This is a genomic window from Paenibacillus sp. 2KB_20, assembly GCF_052115765.1.
Classification (GTDB): domain Bacteria; phylum Bacillota; class Bacilli; order Paenibacillales; family Paenibacillaceae; genus Paenibacillus_AQ.
Window position 1 is genome coordinate 14,891 of the sequence record NZ_JBFRHH010000011.1, and the last position, 17,798, is coordinate 32,688.

Annotated in this window: 14 protein-coding genes; all 14 read right to left on the bottom strand. The window is 51.3% G+C overall.

Translation table 11 applies throughout. The features are described from left to right. Window positions 1–24 precede the first annotated feature (24 nt). The gene (locus tag AB4124_RS25355) at window positions 25–984 is read right to left on the bottom strand and encodes a carbohydrate ABC transporter permease (protein WP_430180843.1); all 960 of its coding nucleotides are present in this window, start codon (window positions 982–984) and stop codon (window positions 25–27) included. Window positions 985–986: 2 nt separating this feature from the next. Then, entirely contained in the window at window positions 987–1,952 is a 966-nt protein-coding gene (locus tag AB4124_RS25360; protein WP_441974563.1) for an ABC transporter permease, read from the bottom strand. Window positions 1,953–2,034: 82 nt separating this feature from the next. Further along, window positions 2,035–3,732, bottom strand: a complete 1,698-nt coding sequence (locus AB4124_RS25365; RefSeq protein ID WP_339270407.1) for an ABC transporter substrate-binding protein — start codon at window positions 3,730–3,732, stop codon at window positions 2,035–2,037. 126 nt (window positions 3,733–3,858) lie between these two features. Beyond that, window positions 3,859–5,391 carry a response regulator transcription factor gene (locus AB4124_RS25370; RefSeq protein WP_441974564.1) on the bottom strand — a complete coding sequence of 511 codons (1,533 nt, stop codon included), beginning with the start codon at window positions 5,389–5,391 and terminating at the stop codon, window positions 3,859–3,861. Continuing rightward, entirely contained in the window at window positions 5,363–7,207 is a 1,845-nt protein-coding gene (locus tag AB4124_RS25375; protein ID WP_441974565.1) for a histidine kinase, read from the bottom strand. The genes AB4124_RS25370 and AB4124_RS25375 overlap by 29 nt, the downstream gene beginning before the upstream one ends. A gap of 17 nt (window positions 7,208–7,224) precedes the next feature. Further along, entirely contained in the window at window positions 7,225–7,707 is a 483-nt protein-coding gene (locus tag AB4124_RS25380; RefSeq protein ID WP_441974566.1) for a helix-turn-helix transcriptional regulator, read from the bottom strand. A 12-nt stretch (window positions 7,708–7,719) separates the two neighbouring features. Continuing rightward, complete coding sequence (locus AB4124_RS25385) at window positions 7,720–8,772, bottom strand: response regulator (protein WP_441974567.1); 1,053 nt, start codon at window positions 8,770–8,772, stop codon at window positions 7,720–7,722. 299 nt (window positions 8,773–9,071) lie between these two features. Continuing rightward, window positions 9,072–9,905 (bottom strand): carbohydrate ABC transporter permease, encoded by an 834-nt coding sequence (locus AB4124_RS25390; RefSeq protein ID WP_076325872.1) that lies wholly within the window; start codon window positions 9,903–9,905, stop codon window positions 9,072–9,074. Window positions 9,906–9,936: 31 nt separating this feature from the next. Then, complete coding sequence (locus tag AB4124_RS25395; RefSeq protein WP_083659825.1) at window positions 9,937–10,887, bottom strand: carbohydrate ABC transporter permease; 951 nt, start codon at window positions 10,885–10,887, stop codon at window positions 9,937–9,939. A 30-nt stretch (window positions 10,888–10,917) separates the two neighbouring features. Next, entirely contained in the window at window positions 10,918–12,240 is a 1,323-nt protein-coding gene (locus AB4124_RS25400; protein WP_441974568.1) for an ABC transporter substrate-binding protein, read from the bottom strand. A 141-nt stretch (window positions 12,241–12,381) separates the two neighbouring features. Next, on the bottom strand, window positions 12,382–13,935 hold the full coding sequence (locus AB4124_RS25405; protein WP_441974569.1) for a response regulator: 1,554 nt from the start codon (window positions 13,933–13,935) through the stop codon (window positions 12,382–12,384). Beyond that, window positions 13,910–15,688 carry a sensor histidine kinase gene (locus AB4124_RS25410; protein ID WP_441974570.1) on the bottom strand — a complete coding sequence of 593 codons (1,779 nt, stop codon included), beginning with the start codon at window positions 15,686–15,688 and terminating at the stop codon, window positions 13,910–13,912. Before AB4124_RS25410 ends, AB4124_RS25405 begins: the two co-directional genes overlap by 26 nt. 320 nt (window positions 15,689–16,008) lie before the next feature. After that, window positions 16,009–17,184 carry an NAD(P)/FAD-dependent oxidoreductase gene (locus tag AB4124_RS25415; RefSeq protein ID WP_076325875.1) on the bottom strand — a complete coding sequence of 392 codons (1,176 nt, stop codon included), beginning with the start codon at window positions 17,182–17,184 and terminating at the stop codon, window positions 16,009–16,011. A gap of 32 nt (window positions 17,185–17,216) precedes the next feature. Further along, on the bottom strand, window positions 17,217–17,687 hold the full coding sequence (locus AB4124_RS25420; protein ID WP_076325876.1) for a DUF1641 domain-containing protein: 471 nt from the start codon (window positions 17,685–17,687) through the stop codon (window positions 17,217–17,219). Between the last annotated feature and the right edge of the window lie 111 nt (window positions 17,688–17,798).

Sequence of the window (17,798 nt, forward strand, 5' to 3'; positions counted from 1 at the left end):
GTCTGTCTTTTATCGAATTCTTGGTTATTCTTTGACGCTGCCCACGTTCAAACCAACAACGAAATATTTCTGCAAAAACGGATACACCACCAGAATGGGTACAGAAGCCACGACCGTTACGGCCGCCCGTATGGACAACGGCGTTACCATGGCGGCGGCAGAATCCTGGGTCATGCCTGCTCCAGCGGCCACATTCGGATTGCTGTTGGAATTCATGCTCGACGACAGCAGCTTCATGAGCTCATACTGCAGCGTGCTCAGCTTCTGCGTGGACGACGTATACAGGAACGCGTCAAACCATGTGTTCCATGCGCCTACTGCAACAAATAGCGCGATCGTGGCAAGCACCGGCTTGCACAGCGGGAAGATGATTTGCATGAAGATTTTAAAATCCCCCGCGCCATCGATTCTTGCGGATTCGACCAGGCTTTCGGGAAGGGTGCCGATATAGGTTCGGATCACAATCAGGTTGAAGGCACTTACCATGGACGGCAGGATGTATACCCAGAAGCTGTTCAGCAAATTCAGATCCTTGATGAGGAAATAACCCGGAATCAAACCGGCGTTAAAGTACATCGTTAACACAAATACAAGCGTAATCGGCTTGCGGAAGGCGTATTCGCGCCGGCTTAACGTGTAAGCCAGCATCGTCGTCAGGAAGATATTCAATACGGTGGAGAGCACGGTTCTAGCGACCGTGATCCAGAATGCGTCATAGATCGTTCCCGAAGCGAATACAGCCTTGTAATTTTGCAACGTCCACTCTCTCGGGAGCAGGTAGATTCCGCCGCGGATCGTATCGTTCCCCGCGTTGAACGACACCGCAATCGTGTTCAGGAACGGGTACAGCGTCACGATCACGAGGAAGACCATAAATACGGTGTTAAACATATTAAACAGAACCGGCTCCACGCGCGTTCTGACGATATCTTTCTTCACGGGAGCGTTTGCCGCGTTTGGCGGGCTGAGCTGCTGATTTCCCATGTCTATAACAACCTCTCTTCCCCAAGCCGCTTTGCGGTCCAGTTGGCAAGCAGCAGCATAGTGACGCTGACCACCGTCTTGAAGATCCCGCCGGCCGTTGCCATCGAGTAGTTCCCTTGCGCAATTCCATACTTCAGTACGAAGATATCGATCGTCTCCGCCCAATCCACCACAAGCCCGTTGCCAAGCAGATACTGCACTTCGAATCCGGCTTCAAGGATGTGTCCGATGGACATAATCAGCAGGATCACGATGGTTGCCTTGATGCCGGGCAGTGTCACATGGAGCATCTTGCGATAGCGGCTGGCCCCGTCAATTTCGGCGGCTTCGTAGAGCGCCGGATCAATGGAGGCAATGGCAGCCAAGTAGATGATCGTGTTCCAGCCCACCTCTTTCCAAACATGGGAGCTCCCGACGATGCCCCAGAAATATTTGCCTTCGCTCAACCAAAGAATTGGCTCCTGGATGATCTGCAGCTTCATCAACAGATCATTGATGATCCCATCCGAGGCCAGTGAGGTAGCCACGATGCCCGTTACGATAATCCAGGACAAAAAATGGGGCAGATACGAAATGGTCTGGACGGTTCTTTTCCAGAATACTTTCTTGATTTCGTTCAACAGGAGCGCCAAAATAATGGCGGTAACAAACCCAAGCACAAGATTGATCAAACTCATGCCTACCGTATTGCGCAGCACGCGCAGGAAATTGTCGTCCGTAAACAGGAACTTGAAGTGTTTCAGCCCCACCCACGTCTGTTGCCCGAAGTCCCTGGCCGGCTTGTAATCCTGGAAAGCCATCGTCCAGCCCCATATGGGAACGTAGGCAAACAGGATAATGTACAGCATCAACGGGACCGACATCATGATCAGCTGCTTCTGATTTTTGATGAGGGTCCATGTGATGGGCTGTTTCTTCCCCCTCTTGGGATTTCGCATGGCTCTTTTTTTCGCTAAGGTCTCATCCATATCAAGCTGCTCTCCCCACCAACCTTAATTTTAGAAAGTGGAAGGCCAATAGCTCGCCTTCCACCCTCTGATCTTCAACCGGTTATTTGCTCCAATTGTCGATTCTCCATTGGATCTGTTCGTTAATTCGATCTTCATAGGCTTTGATGTTGATTTTTCCGATTTCGGCCGTATACTCGCTCCATGCCGATTCAAAATCAGCCGGTTTAGCCAGGATGGCCTTCGGCAGGTATTTGGTAGACAAGTCATTCAGCTTCGTATTGACCACCTTCGCCTCGGATCCTTCAACCAAATCGATGGTCCATGCCGGGTAGGCCACCTCATTCTCCGGCGGCTCGCTGAAGAAGTCCACGTAGCTGTCAAAGCCGTAAGCTTCCAGGAACTTCTTGTCGTATTCCTTCAGGCCGGCTTTATACTCCTCAGGCTGAGCCGCCGCATCCGTGGCGTTGCCGTCACTGAAGCTTCCTTCGATTTTTGGCGCGAAGCCGAAGAAGGCATCCGCTTTGTTCGCCAATTTCCAGGTCCCGTCTGTAAACGCATCACGCTGCTCCTGCGTTTTCATAAAGCGGCCTTCCTCATTCACGATGTAATCCTCGCCTTCGATTCCCCAGCTCAATACTTTCTGCCAATCCTCCATAATCAAGGCGTCGAGCAGCTTCAAGATTTTGACCGGATCCTTGGCATTCACGCTGATGCCGAAGCCATTGTTCAGGTTCAGCGGCCCCCGGTCGCGGTAGTGATCCTTGATGCTCTCGTCGTAGACCAGCGGAAGGCCTACATACGTTCTTTCATCCTTGCCCTGCGTAATCAGGGAATTCTCTGCGTTTTGGAAGTTCCAGTGCTGGTCGAACATCCCCAGCACCGTCCCACTGGACAGCTTGGCCAGATACTGGTCATAGTTCTGCACGAAGGTCTCTTTATCAATCAGGCCCTGCGCATTCATCTCGTTCAGTTTCTGGTAGTACTGCTTAGCATAATCCTTGTTGGCAAACACCTCGGCAGCGCCATTCTTAACGACGACGCCGCCATCGTTCGGATGTCCGATCAGATGCTGCGGCGCATTGAACAGCCCCCAGTTTCTCCAGTCATAATTCAGGATCTCGAACCCGATCGTCGGGCTGCCGTCAATCGTCGGATATTTCTCTCTATATTTGGCGATCAAATCAAAATATTGGTCCAGCGTCTTTACCTTCGGATATCCGAACTCCTCCAGCACGGCCTTCTGAATCCAGAATGCCGGACCCGAATACCATGTGCTGTTCAGCTTGCCGTTGAACACGCCATAATTCGGAAGAATATAGATATGTCCGTCATTCGGGTCCTTCATCATGTTCCAGTAGTCTTCATAATGCTTTTTCAAGTTGGGAGCATGCTCTTCAATCAGATCTTCCAGCGGAATATAAGCGCCTGCCGCTGTAAGCTTCGTATTTCCGGTCATCATATCCGGATAATCGGAACCGGCAATCATAACGCCCAGTTTCTGATTGATATCGCCGGCCAGAAACTCAAAGTTAAAGGTGGCGCCGAGTTCATCCTTGATTTTCTTATAGATTTTGTTATCCGGTGTCGGCTGCTGCCCAGCCTCCCCAATAAAAACGCTCACCTCAAATGGTTCGACCTTATTCCCGTCCGTCCCGGGTGTTGTTTGTTCAGCGGAGTCCTTTGGTTCCGGCTTCGCCCCGTTATTCCCGTTTCCGCCCCCGCAGCCCGTAAGGACGATGCTAAGCGACAACAACAACACCGTGCTGAGCCGAAGCCATGATTTTGTCTTTCCCCCCATAAAAGCACCTCCGTCATAATGTGGTTACACCGTTGGTTAAAATGCCTCTGCGTGTAACCTATCTATATTGTAAAAGCGCTTTCAAAGGCGGACTATACTATAATTAAAGCATTAACCTTAAAAACTTTAGAACATCCTGTTCTTGAATTCATTCGGTGCCATGCCCCATCTTTTTTCGAAATGCTTAAGGAATTGATTGTAATGGCTGTAGCCGACCCTTTCGGCGATCTCACTGTTCTTCAGCTTGTTCTGTTTCAGCAGCGCGACCGCTTCCTCGATCCGCAAATTATGTATAAGTTCGTTGAAGCCGATCCCATTTTTACGCATCAGCAGTTGGCCGAGATAGACGGGGTGCAGATAAAAAAGCTCCGCCAATCGCTTAATCGTCAGATTCTCGCGGTAGTGCAGCCGAATATAATCGTTAATCTCCTGGATTACGCCTTGCGATTGCCGGGCCTGCTCCTTGAGAAGAAGCTCGATGCTTGCTTCCCCGCAGCGTATCAGTTCCCTGAACCAATCGTCCAAATGGGTCGTCCCGTCTGTTAACTCGGTTATATTATTTTTAGCTGACAGGATATGATCTTCCCCGCCTCCAGTCTCTTTCACCAGGCTCCTGATCTTATATAGAACATGGATGACCATTTTCTTCACGATGACTGGTGCAATTCGCTGCTCCCGAAGCCTGGATGCCGCTAATATGGTAGCCTTACGGAAATCATCCTTGCTGAGGAGCTCCACGGACCTGATGACCTCATCCAACAGACTTGTGGGGTAATGATAACGAAACGGCCGATCCCGTGCCTCCAGATAAGATATAACCCGGCCATTATCCGTATCATAAAATGTATGCTCGACAGCCTCCTTGGCGGTCCCGTAGGAATGATGGATCAACATCAGAGAAGGCCTCCCTTCTCCTTCACCCATAAGCACCCGTTGACCTTCAAAACGGCGGAGCAGCTCGCGGATCGTGCCCGAGGGTACGATCCCTTTGTCAGGAGAATAGCCGTACACCAAACCAAGCCGGTTCGGTTCCAGATCGATGACATACTCCGAATTCGCTTGGGCGGACAAACGGGCGACGGTTTCCCTGACGTCAGGAAACAAGGCAGACTCGGCCTGGATCAGACATACGTTCCACTCTTGATGGGCGGAGGATATAACCTGAAGCTTCGACAGGCTGCTAGCCCGAAGCGGCATCTCCAGGAGCGATTGCTTGATCAGCGAAACATCCTCTTCCCTCTTAGCAATCACGCTCAGGCTTAATCTGCGATGCTCCTGCATTAGCTCTGCATGAATCTTGCCGAGCTCCTCCACGGCTTCCTCTGCGATAATAGGCTTCAGCATATAGTGATGGATGCCATGCCGCAATGCCTTCCTTGCATATTCAAATTCACTGTAGCCGCTCATAATGGCAAACTTCACGCCGCTGTCATGGTGATGCTGCTGCCAGGTTTCAATCATATGAAGTCCGTCCATTAGCGGCATCTTCACATCGGTAATGACCAAATCCGGCGCAAGCCCATGAATCATCTTCAAGCCTTCCACTCCGTTGCCGGCAGTTCCGCAGACGCTAAACCCCAGGCGTTCCCAATCGATCCACAGCGCCAGCCCTTCCAGCGCACCCGGTTCGTCATCGATCAACAACACTTTGAATGGCATGGTTCTCCTCCCCTCCGCCTTCATGTTCCCGAAGCTCCAACAGCCGGATCGGAATCTCGAAGGAAACGGTTGTCCCTTGATTCGGCGTGCTGGCAATGTTGAAAATGACATGATCGTCGTAGTACAGCTCCAGCCGCCGATATACGTTTCGAATGCCGAAGCTGTTGCCCGAGAACTGCTCGTTACGGACCGAGAGAATAATGTCCCGTAGCTTGCTTTGCTCGATTCCCTTACCGTTATCCGTTATGACGATGCGAAGGTAGTCGTGGGCAACCGAAGCGCTTATGGTCACCAACCCGGCTCCATCCATCGCCTGCAGACCATATTTGCATGCATTCTCAACGAGCGGCTGAATGCTCATTTTCGGAATTTTATAATGAAGCGCTTCCAAATTGATGTTGAATTGATATTCGAATTTATCCCGAAAGCGGAATTTTTCGATTTTGAGATACATTTCGATAAATCTGAATTCCTCCTCCACGGAGACCAGATCCTCTCTCCAGCTCAGCAGTCTGCGAAGCAGCTTGGACAAGCTTTTGATAATATCCGTCACTTCCATGTAACGGTTCTTCGTGCAGACCACCAATATCGCATTCAGGGTATTGAACAGGAAATGGGGATTCATCTGGCTCTGCAAAAAGTTTAATTCAGCCCGAACCCGCTCCATCTCCAGGCTCTTCTTCTGAATCTCCAGCTTGTACACATTGTTGATCAGGGAGTTCATCTTCGTTGTCATCTGATTAAAATTCCGGATGAGTCCGCCGATCTCGTCCCGGCCTTCGTCCAGTTCAATCAAGTCGAATTTCTCGTTGCTCACCTTCTGCATATGACGGGACAAACGCTTCACCCGGTAATTGTAGGACCGGAGCATAACGGTAATAAAGACCGCCGCAACCAGCGTAACAACCGCTGCCAATACGACGGTAAACAGCTGCATATCCAGCATGGCGCTCGTGATCCGGCTGCCCCGGTTGATGCCGATCAGCTTCCATCCCTTCACGTACCTGGCTGTTCCGATCGAGAACACATGCCGATCCTCTTCATCGTATTGCCCCAGATCAAACTTCGAATATGCGCTGTACTTCCCTCTTTCATAACCGCTGCTTGCCGACATAATAATCTCATTGTTCTCGTTGACCAAATACATATCCAGGTAATCGCGTTCCCGCACTATGACGTCATAGATCTTGCTCAGGTCGATGTCGATGCGAAGCAGCTTCTCATAGGTAGCATAGCTATCAAAATAATCCATCTTCTCAATGACGCTTAAATATGGAACCGTCGAAGCCGAGTTGTTTGCCTCCGTAGCCCTATATGCCGCCACCAGCACAGGATGGGCCGAACTCTTCCACAACGCATACCAGTCGCTCTCAAGCACGTTATCGTCAATCACATGATAATTGCCGCCGGACACAATAGTGGAATTTTCGGTAAAGATGCTAATTCGCTGAATCTGGTTGTTAACCGGTATGTAGCTGGTTACCCGGCTCCGGAGCTGCTCATCAAAGGTCTCGTAGAAGTCCAACTGGGACTCATATTCACGGTCGAGCATTTCGTATAGGGTCTTATCTGTGCTCAGCGCATGACTTACAGCGACCCCACCGTCGATGAAATTATGGATATCCTTCCTAGCCCGCTCCATCGAAATATCGAGGTTCTGCTCCTCTCTCTCTCGACTCAGCTCCGACATCCGATCCATAAAGATGAGGTTGACCACCAGAATAGGCAGCAGTACCCCAACGACAAAAATAAGAAAAAATTTAGTTTTCAGCGGAATATCGTTCACGAAATTCCCCAGCCTGAACATCCTCTTCATGAAGGCACCCTCCCGGTTTAGCGCTGCTTGCTTTCAACATGATTCTTGTAATTCGAGGGCAGTACCCCGGTTGTCAGCTTAAACTTATGGATAAAATAGTCCGCGTTCGGGAACCCGACATGGAGCGCAACCTCAGAAACCTTCATGCCGCTACGTTTCAGCAGCAGCTTGGCCTCCTCGATCCGCTTGTCATTCAGATATTCCTTGAACGGCTTGCCTGCATGCTTCTTGAACAGCTGTCCCAAATAAGTGGCGTTCATATGAAAATGCCGTGCCAAATCCTGTAGCTGAAGCTTGCTTCGATATTCTCTGTCGACATACTGAATCACTTGAAAAATGGTGTTGTGCTCGTTAAGCTTTCTTAACTCGGCCAACTGCGAAGCGGCCTCGAACGAGAGCAGCCGCAAATAATTCTTTAACGCTGCGTTATGGCAAGCTTCACCCAGATGTCCAAGTTCCCCTTGCAGCCGGTTCATGAAAAGATCCGGATCTCCCTTCATCTCCGCGATCCTTCAGCACAGCTTCAATTCCAGATCGGCCACATCGGCTTGAAGAGCCCTCAGGTGGGGCAGGTGATCAGTCATGGCTGCATAAATCCGTGCCAAGCATGACTCGATGAACGCTTGCTCCCCCGCCATAATCACAGAAAACAATTCGTCTATCCATCCGAAGGGTAGCCACCGGAGGTGCTCGCCCCTCCTCCACTCTTGATAACAAAACACGCCGCTTCTGCCTTGGCTCCGTTTATCATCACGCACCTCCGCGCTTTGCCTGTAAAGCTCTCCAATCGCCTGAATTCCTGTCCCCATTCCGCTTAACGCTGCGATAACCGGTCCTTTCAGCTCCTGGGCCAGAGCGGATTGCAATTGAAGCGCGGTCTCCATAACATCATCCGGAGTCGAATGCTCCACATGAAGCACCACTCCGATGCTCCCGCTGTTGTCCTGGAAGCATCCCAGCGAGCTCCCGGGCCCATAATCGGCCATCCATTCGATCCAATCCACTCCCGTTTCAATAATCTCCGCCTCAATCAGTAGGCACTGCAGCAGCGGCTTGCCCTGGATTAACATCGCTTTGCGCGCTTGCTCGGCCAAATCATGGCTCAGCTCATCCTGAATTAACCGGTTCAACAAATAATGGACGGCAAGGCCCGCCTTCTTCCGGTGGCTGCGTTCAGCGTCTCGTTCTTCCCGGATCTCATGGCTGAGCTTGGCAAGCACAGCTTCGATCTCCTCGTCATCTATCGGTTTCAGCAAATACTCGGCGACCCGTTGGCGCATGGCTTGATGTGCATATCCAAAATCATCATAACCGCTCAAAATAACGAATTTCGGAGGAAGAGGCAGTATCCGTTTACTGTGCTCAATCAATTCAAGGCCGTTCAGGACTGGCATGTGTATATCCGTCATCACCAGTTCGGGCTTCCACTGTTCCATTAACTTTAGCGCTTCCGGAGCGCTCAGAGCTTCTCCGCATATTTGAAATCCAAACCGGTTCCAGTCGATCATGGTTCGAAGTCCCTCTAGGACCCATGGTTCATCATCCACCAGAAGTACATTGAACAATATCCTCGTCCCCCTTCACGAGCGTAATTATGTAAGCGCATCCATTTTACCTTGTACTACCATACTAGTATATCTATGAAAATATACTGCAGCTCGGCTGCTTTATATTGGCACAGTTCTCCCTCCGCCTCAGCCATGACCCTCTTCTGGAGCAGAAGCCGTTCTTCAGCTGACAAATCATTCACATGAAGCGTATTTGTACCTTGCTTGTACTCCCTCTTGATTCTGGTCAGAACACAAATAACCCGTTAGCGGGTTCCTCATTCAAGGAGCTCCGCTTACGGGCTGATTAAGCTCACCTATCCCTTAATCCCGGATAAAGTAACGCCTTCAATAATATATTTCTGACCGATGATATATACGATGAGGACCGGGATGAGCGCAATGGATGCTCCGGCCATCATGAGCGTCCAATCCGTTGAATACATGCCCCGGTACAAATTCAGCATCATCGGCACGGTAAACTTATCCGTGCTGCTGAGAAAAATCAGCGGGTTAAAGAAGTTGTTCCACATCCCGAGGAAGGTAAAAATCCCGAGTGCCGATAAAGCCGGTTTGATTAAAGGCAGCATAATCCGGGTGTATATCGTCCAGCGGTTCGCGCCGTCCACGATGGCCGCCTCCTCCATTTCCTTCGGAATGCCTCTGAAGAATTGCCGGAGCAGAAACACCCCGAAGGCGTTGAGAAGTGCCGAAGGGACGATAATCGCCAGATGTGTATCCAGCCATCCGATATTTTTCATGATCAGATAGAGCGGAATGATGGTCACTTGTCCCGGCACCATCATGGTAGCTAGAAACAGAATGAACAGCGGCTCCCGGAACGGGAACGTGATTTTGGCAAACGCATAGGCCGCCATGGAACAGGTAATCAGCTGTGAAACCACAACGATCATATTGATGTAGAAGCTGTTAAAATACGCGCGCCCGAACGGCAGCGCCGTCAGCGAATCCTTGTAATTGGACCAGATGAACGGGTCAGGAATCCATTTGGGCGGAACGACGAATACTTGCGACAAATCCTTGAGCGAGCTGAGCACCATCCAGACAAACGGCAAGGCCATCATACACGCGCCTATGATCAGCACGATATGCAGCACTACGGTGGACATCCTCAATCCCCGATGTATCATTCATTTTCCCTCCTTCCTAAAGGTTCGACCGTCAGTCTTCGTAATGCACCCACCGCTTGGACATCCTCATCTGGAACAAGGTGAGCGACAGGATCATCACGAACAGGATGACCGCCGACGCCGTGCTCTTGCCAAAAGTGAAGTCCGCAAAGGCCGTCTCATAGATGTGATAGACAAGCGTATAGCTGGCCTTCGCCGGTCCGCCGGAAGTCATGACAAACGACTGGTCAAACACCTGGAAGGAACCGATAATGGACATGATCGTTACGAAAAAGGTCGTCGGGGACAGCAGCGGAATCGTAATATGGATCAGCTGCTGCCATTTGCCGGCACCGTCAATCTCGGCCGCCTCGTAATAACTTCTCGATATGCCTTGAAGCCCGGCAAGGAACAGCACCATATTGCCTCCCAGCCCCATCCAGACGCTCAGCAGGGCAATTGAAGGCATCACGTACCTGGAATCCGTCAGCCAGGAGGGGCCCGTTATCCCGAACCACTGCTGCAAGTACATGTTAATAAGGCCAAAGTCGGCGTTGAACAGCCACATAAACACGACGGCGACGGCAACGGACATCGTAATGTTCGGCATGAAGTAGATCAGCCGGTACAGAATCTTCCCGCGAACCCGGTTTAAGCCTACCGCCACCAGCATGGCCAGAACGATGCCTGTCGGTACCGAAAGAATCGTGTAATACACCGTGTTCACCAGTGCGATGTGGAACTCCTCATCCTGAAGCTGGGACACGAAATTTTGGAGACCGATAAACTTCTTGGCTCCCATTCCGTCCCAGTTCATCATGCTGATGACAAAAGCCGAGATGAGCGGGATCAATGAAAAAGCGATCAAGCCGATCATCTGGGGAAAGATAAAAAAGTAGCCCCATAAACCATCGGACGTCTTGCTCTTTAAGGTCGTTCTCCTCTCCGGAAACCGCTCCGGAGAAGGAGCGGCGCCGGAGCTTCCTGCAGGCTGCGTGTTCATTTCATCTCACCGTTCCTCCCCAGAGCTGGATCAATTCTTGCCGCTCTTGTAATCTTGAATTTTCTTGTTAGCCATATCCTGAATGTCCTTCAACGAGCTTTCAAGATCCTGATCTTTCAGCCATAGTGCCTCGAACTTGGACGTAATATCCTGGCTAAGCCCGGGAATGCCGGCCTCGAACGGAGTCAGGGAATACCCGATCTCACGCGCGTCCAGGAATAACTGGGCATGCTCCGGCAGATTCCCTTCCAGCACCACCTCATCCGTTCCCTGTACCGACGGGACAGCATTGCCGCCGCCCTGCAGGCGAAAGCGTTGACCCTCTTTACTTACGTACTCGGAGAAGAAGGTGTATGCCGCTTCCTTATTCTTCGATGCCTTGTTCATCACCATGTATGCGGTCGGGATACCGGCCGGCTCGATCTTATTGCCGGTATTGGTTGGCCATGTGACCACGTCATATTCAAGTCCTTGATTCTTCTTGAACAGCGGCAAGTACCAGCGGCCTGCAGCAACGAATCCAACTTGGTTGGACATAAACATGGCATCCCCGCCCTGCCCTTTAGGAAGCGTGCCGGAGAAGGTGATGTTTTTGGATTTTACGTTGTCGTACAGGAAGCGGAACGCCTCCATCGCCTTCGGATCCGAAGCCGCCACGAAGTTCCCTTCGTCGTCATACACCCGGCCGCCGTTGGAAGTAACCCAGCTGTGGTAGCTGTTCCAGGAGTTATCCAGCACGTAGCCGTACTTTTTGCTGTCCCGGATCTTGTCCGACATCTCCTTGAATTTGTCCCAGGTCCACTGTCCGCTCGCCTGAAGATCGGCCGGCATCTCGGTGATCCCTGCTTCCTTGAGCACCTTCTTGTTGTACCACAGCACCATCGGGTTACAGTCCACCGGTACCCCGAAGGTCTGATCATCCCGTACGGCTGCGCCCCACAAGCCTTCGAAATAATCCTCTTTCTTGATCACGCTTTCCGGTGCTTCCATATACGGCGTCAAATTCTCAATGCTCTGATTCTCGATCAGTTTCACGACCAGGGCGTCCCCTGCATAGAAGATATCCGGTGCCGTCCCACCTGTTAATTGGGTTAATATTTTCTGATCATACTCGCCCGGAATCGGAATAAATTCGACCTCAATGTCCGAGTGATTCTTATTAAAGTCCTTCGTGAGCTCCTGAAAGCGGCTAAGCTCCCCGGGATTTCCCCAGGTCGCCCATTTAATCTTGACCTTCTCGCCGCTTCCGGGCTCACCGCCTTCTGATGTTCCGCCGCCTCCACACGCTTGGAGTATGGATGATAGTAGAAGAATGATTGCAAGCAATGACCCTCTCACCTGTTTCCTTGTCATTTCATTTCCTCCATTCAAACCAGATTTGGACTCGCTGGCACAGCTCTTGTAAACGCTTTAATTATAAAATTTTGGCAAAAAGTTTTTGAACGGATTATGTTCCGAAAAAGTGGATTCTTTTCGGATCCTAAGAAATTCCCATTATTTTCGATGCTGTCCCTGGTACTCAGCAGGCGTCATGCCTACCAACTTCTTGAACAGCTTGCTAAAGTATTTCACGTCATTAAATCCGGAACGATCCGCCACTTCATACACTCGTAGCGATGTGGTGGAAAGCAGCTCCTTGGCCCGTTTCAGCCGCAGATCAATCACATAGTCAATGAAGTTGTGCCCCGTGACGCGCTTAAACAATTCGCTAAAATAGTTGCGGCTTACGGCCACCTCGTCCGCCACCTCCTGCAGGGAGATCGGCTCATTGAAGTGCGCCTTAATATATTGGACTGCCTGCAGCACGATTCGCTCATGCAGCGTGGATTCCGGTACGGGGTGACGCATGGCTTCCTCCCGCAAAGTATGGAAGCCTTGGAGCACCAGCTCTTTCACTTCCTCCACCGAGCGAAGCTTGCCCACTTCTCCGATTTGCGGAAACGGCGGGCAGCCGGGAAGATGAAACATAGCGAGCAAGCTCAGAAGCTCCTCTGCTTCCCGGAGGACCGCCCGTTTCTTCATCCTTCCGGGCTGCCAGCGCAGCATAATGGACTGCAGGCGATCTTCGCTGATACCCATGTTCCCGACGGTCAGCGCGGCTCTTAGGGCATGCAGTTCAGCGGCCGGCCTCTCCTGAGCCGAATCGGCCTCGGTCAGAGGGAGCTCCTCTGCCCGAAGAATCTGTTGATCTTTATGAAAGAAGAGGCCTTCCAGGCACTCGCTAGCTTCTTGAAACGCTTCTTGCAGCTTATCCATGCCGTTATATCTCCTGCTGAGCCCCATCGCGCATCGGATCGGCAGACGGATGGCCGCTTCGTGCTCTGAAGCTGGCAGCCTTCCTGCATGCCGTAGGGGCCTGTAGACAGCGATCCGATCCGTCTCCAGCCGAGCTGCCAGCGCCTCCGGCACCTGGTCATATAACTGTCCCATTAATCGCTCGATCTCGTCATGCCAATCCTTGTGCTGAACCCCGGTCGCGCAAGCCTCTGGATCAGAATTAAGCTGGAGCACGGCCAGCAGATAAGGACCGTTATGGTTCCATGCTTCCAGCTTTGCGAGCGCACCGGGCTCCCCGGACAGCGCCTGAAAGAGGACTTTTTCCGCGGCCTTCTTCTGATTCAAACGCTGCTGCTGCTCATGCTCGGTCAAAATCCGCTGCATCTGCTTCTCCTCTTCCAGCTTCAAACGCATGTGATCAAGCACAGCACCCAAAGAGTCCGCATCCAGCGTCGGCTTGAGAATATAATCCGATGCGCCAAGCCTGATGCCTTCGCGCACGAACTCAAAATCGCTATGACAGCTGAGCAGCAGCACTTTCACCCAAGGACAAAGCTCCCTTGTCCGGCGGGTCAGCTCCAAACCATCCATGACCGGCATCGCGATATCCGTGATCAGAATGTCCAGATCCCCGTTCAGAATCCATTTCATGGCCCGCTGTCCGTTGGAGGCCTCGCCCACAAGCCGGTAACCATATTTCTCCCAATCGAAGGTCGATCGAAGTCCTGTACGTGCGATCGCTTCGTCATCCACGAGCAGCACTCTGTACATAATCGTCCCCCCTTTGCCTCGCAAATGTTATCGTGACCCGCGTTCCTCCGCCTTCCGGGCTTTCTACCCATACCCCGTAGCGACTGCCGTAATACAACTGGACCGTTTGGTGAACATGACGCAGCCCGATGTGGGTCATGCCTTGCTTGGAGTGATCCTGCTCATACGACAGCAGTCCGGCTATTCGTTCGGGCTTGATGCCGATTCCATTGTCCTCGATCCGAACCATGACATCCTGCTGGTGCGATGTTATTCGAATCGTGATAACGCCAGGATCATCAAGCGGGGCGATCCCGTGAAAGATCGCATTCTCCACAATCGGCTGCAGCAGCATCCGGGGAACATAGAGATCCTCCATTGGCTCGGGACATTCGATCCTCAGCTCAATTTGATGGTCGTATCGGTAATTCTGGATGATCATATATTTCCGAAGCAGCTCCAGTTCATCTCCAAGGCGTATGAACACCCCATTGCGCTCCAGGCTCCCCTCCAGCAGCTGAACAAGGGCCGTAACCGATCGATCCACGTCATTCGTCCGGTTCAGCTTGGCCATCCAGCGAATCGAGTTCAGTGTATTGTAGAGAAAATGAGGGTTGATCTGATACCGCAGCGCGCGGATTTCCGCCTTTTTTTTCTCGGATTCCTCCGCGGCGATTCGCCGGATCAGCAGATCGATCTGCTCAATCATTTTGTTGAAGCTTCTGCCCAGCTGACCGATTTCACTGGGACCCACATTCTTGCTGCGGACCGATAAATCGCCTGCTTCGCTTCTGCGCATCAAGCGGCTTAAATGAACGAGCGGATTGCCGATCCTCCGCGTCATGAAATAACCGATCCCGATCGCTGCCAGAATCGATCCGAATACAATCCAGACCGTGAAACTCCGGATGCTGGCGGAATCGGCCGTCAATTCCTTAAGCGGCACCATGCCGACCACATGCCAGCCGTTGTTCAGGCGCGAAGGGATCATCAGCGTTTTGTTGTTGTTCAGGTTGTATTCCGTCAATCCCGAGGGCAGCTTGATTTTGGACGGCTTCCCGTACATGGAAGGATCGGGATGGTAAAAGTAACGATTCTCGTCATTGGCCACGTACATATACCCCGTGTTGCCGAATTGGACATGGTTTAATTCATCGATCAGGACATCCCCCATAATCTCGATGAACATCACCCCGACGATCTCCCCCGTATCCCAGCTCCGGATTGCCCGGCCCAGCCCAAACACGGGAAATCCCATTCCCGTTTGCTTCAGGTAGGAGGTATCCGACAAGCCGAACCATACCGCCTGCCCGTTCGCCTCCAGTATCGCTCGATACCAAGGAGAATCCCACTGGTCCGGGATGGACATCAAGGAATCGGCGCTCAGGACCGAATTGTTCCGCTGCACGTCAAACACGTACACGTCCAATATCTCCGGCGAATTAATCATGATGGAGGTCAACAGATCCTTTCCCTCCTTCACCTTCAACGTCAGGTCGTATTTACTGATATCCTGATCCTCGAGGATGCCGTGAACCACTTTGCTGTTCAGCACCATCATCGAGGAGTCATCCAGTTTCTTGAAGAACATATTCAGCTTGTCACTGACTTGGGTGATCGTGAGGGAAGCCACTTTACTGACCTGCTCCTCCACGATTGAGGCTGACTTGTGATACGACAGGAAACCCATGATGAGAACCGGGAGTGTGGTGCCGATGAAAAAAAACAAAAAAAGTTGAATGACAATGGAATGAAGGCGATGATATCCCCGCATACATGCTCCCTCCGTTTCATAAAATGAAAACTGCGAACCTTTTGTGATAGCGCTTACATAACTGTTTAAACTTCTTTCTTCTTCCTTTTGGACTTTGACCTTTCAGTCTCTCCCTTACCTCCTTCTCTAACATCCCGCTCTGGAGCACGCGTGTGAAATCCCTTAGTATTCCTCGCTCCCGGGTGTAACCATCGTATTATGTTTTCATGTCGATGTCCCTAAGTCCATCTGCTTATGTTTGGGCTGCAAAATAAAAAAAGATGGACCCGAAAACTCAGGGTCCATCTCTTTATATGTGAATATAATGCCGCCTTCTAGGCTTAGTAAGCCAGTGTAAACAAACCGTTGATGTGGGATAGGTAACGCATGTTACTTGCTTCTTTCATCAAGGTTGCAGGCAGACCCTTCAATTGGGTCTTGTTAGCACCAATGGTACCGATGGCATCTTTACGTCCCAAGCTGCCGAGCGTACCGGAGAATACCGGTGTGAACGAAGCTGGTACGCCGCCATTCAATTGAGCGAAGATGTTGTAGCCGATCAGCTCGCCCATTTGCCATGCCAGCTGTGCTGTTGGCGGGTATGGACGACCTTCCGGTCCCATAACAACCGCGCTGTCACCAGCAACGTATACGTCAGGGTGGGATGCGGATTGCAGGAATTCGTTAACAACCGCACGACCACGGTTGACTTCGATGCCGCAGTTAGCCACAACGGAATTACCCTGTACGCCGCCAGTCCATATCAATGTGCTGGTTTCGATCGTGCTGCCGTCTTTCAGTTCAACGGTAGTGCCATCCATTTTGGTAATCGGCAATCCGGTCAGGAAGTTCACGCCGCGTTTTTGCAGGCTTGTTGTTGCGCGGTCAACCAGTTCTGCAGGGAAGCCTGGCAGAATGGAAGGAGCTGCTTCAACACAATAAAGCGTGATTTCTTGTGGATCGATACCGTATTTGCGAGCCAGCTCGCTTTTCATATCGGCATATTCACCAACAAGCTCAACGCCTGTCAAGCCGCCGCCGCCAACAACGATGGTAGCGTCCGCTTTGTTTTTCGTTTTGCTATATTCCGCAATGCGGGACTCCACATGAGCACGCAGACGGTTAGCATCGTTCACGGACTTCAGGATAAAGCTGTTCTCTTGCAGTCCTGGAATGCCGAAGAAGGCCGTTTCGCTGCCCAGTGCGATAACCAGGGCATCATATGTGAAGTTTCCGCCGTCATCGAGGGAAACCGAACGCTCATCCGGCTTGATTTCTTTAACGTTGCCGATGCGCAGGTCAACGTTCGCGCCGCGCAGAAGCTTATCGAGCGGCAAAGCTACTGCTTTCTCTGCGATGTTGCCTGCTGCCAGACGGTGCAATTCCGTAATGATCTGATGGGTTGGGAAACGGTTGATCAGCGTGATTTTTGCACCAGCACCAAAATGCTCGCGTGCAGAAAGCGCACTAAGCAAGCCGCCATAGCCTCCGCCCAAAATTAAAATATGTTTAGACATGACCATCCTCCGTTCTTCGTATGATTTATGGATTAACGCTTGTTTTGTTGGTCGCGCTCGTTAAGAACGTCCAAAAAAGCCTGAGCATAGCGAAGACCCTTTTGAACCTGAGGATCTTTCAGCATTTTCATCAGACCAAATACGCCAATCTGAGCCTGGTCGCCTTGAGCGTGTACACGGTCACCGGCTTCGATAGCTGCAGATGCAACGCTTTTCGCTGCTGTCGTGACCGGCTTCGCGAATCCGCTAAGGGAAGCCATAGTGTCTTCCGCAAGCACGGGATCCGTAGCTACGGATTTACCGAAGTCATAAGCTTTAGTCATGACGGTCAGCATTTCTGCAAGTTTTGGAAGATTGTCCACGAGAGTTGTGAGGGATTCCTGAACCTCGGGCTTGAGCAGTTGTTCGAGCAGCACATCAGGACGGCTGGACGCCGCAGCTTCTTGGTTTCCTACAACATTTTCCGGAGTTTCGGACGGCTGTGGAGAAGATGTTTCTGTCATAAAGAATTGCCTCCTTTTCTTTAAGTGAATTCCCAAGATGGACTTGGCGACGATCGAACCGGTTAGCTTTAATTTTGGGATAACCGGTATCTATTATGCATCACTTACAAA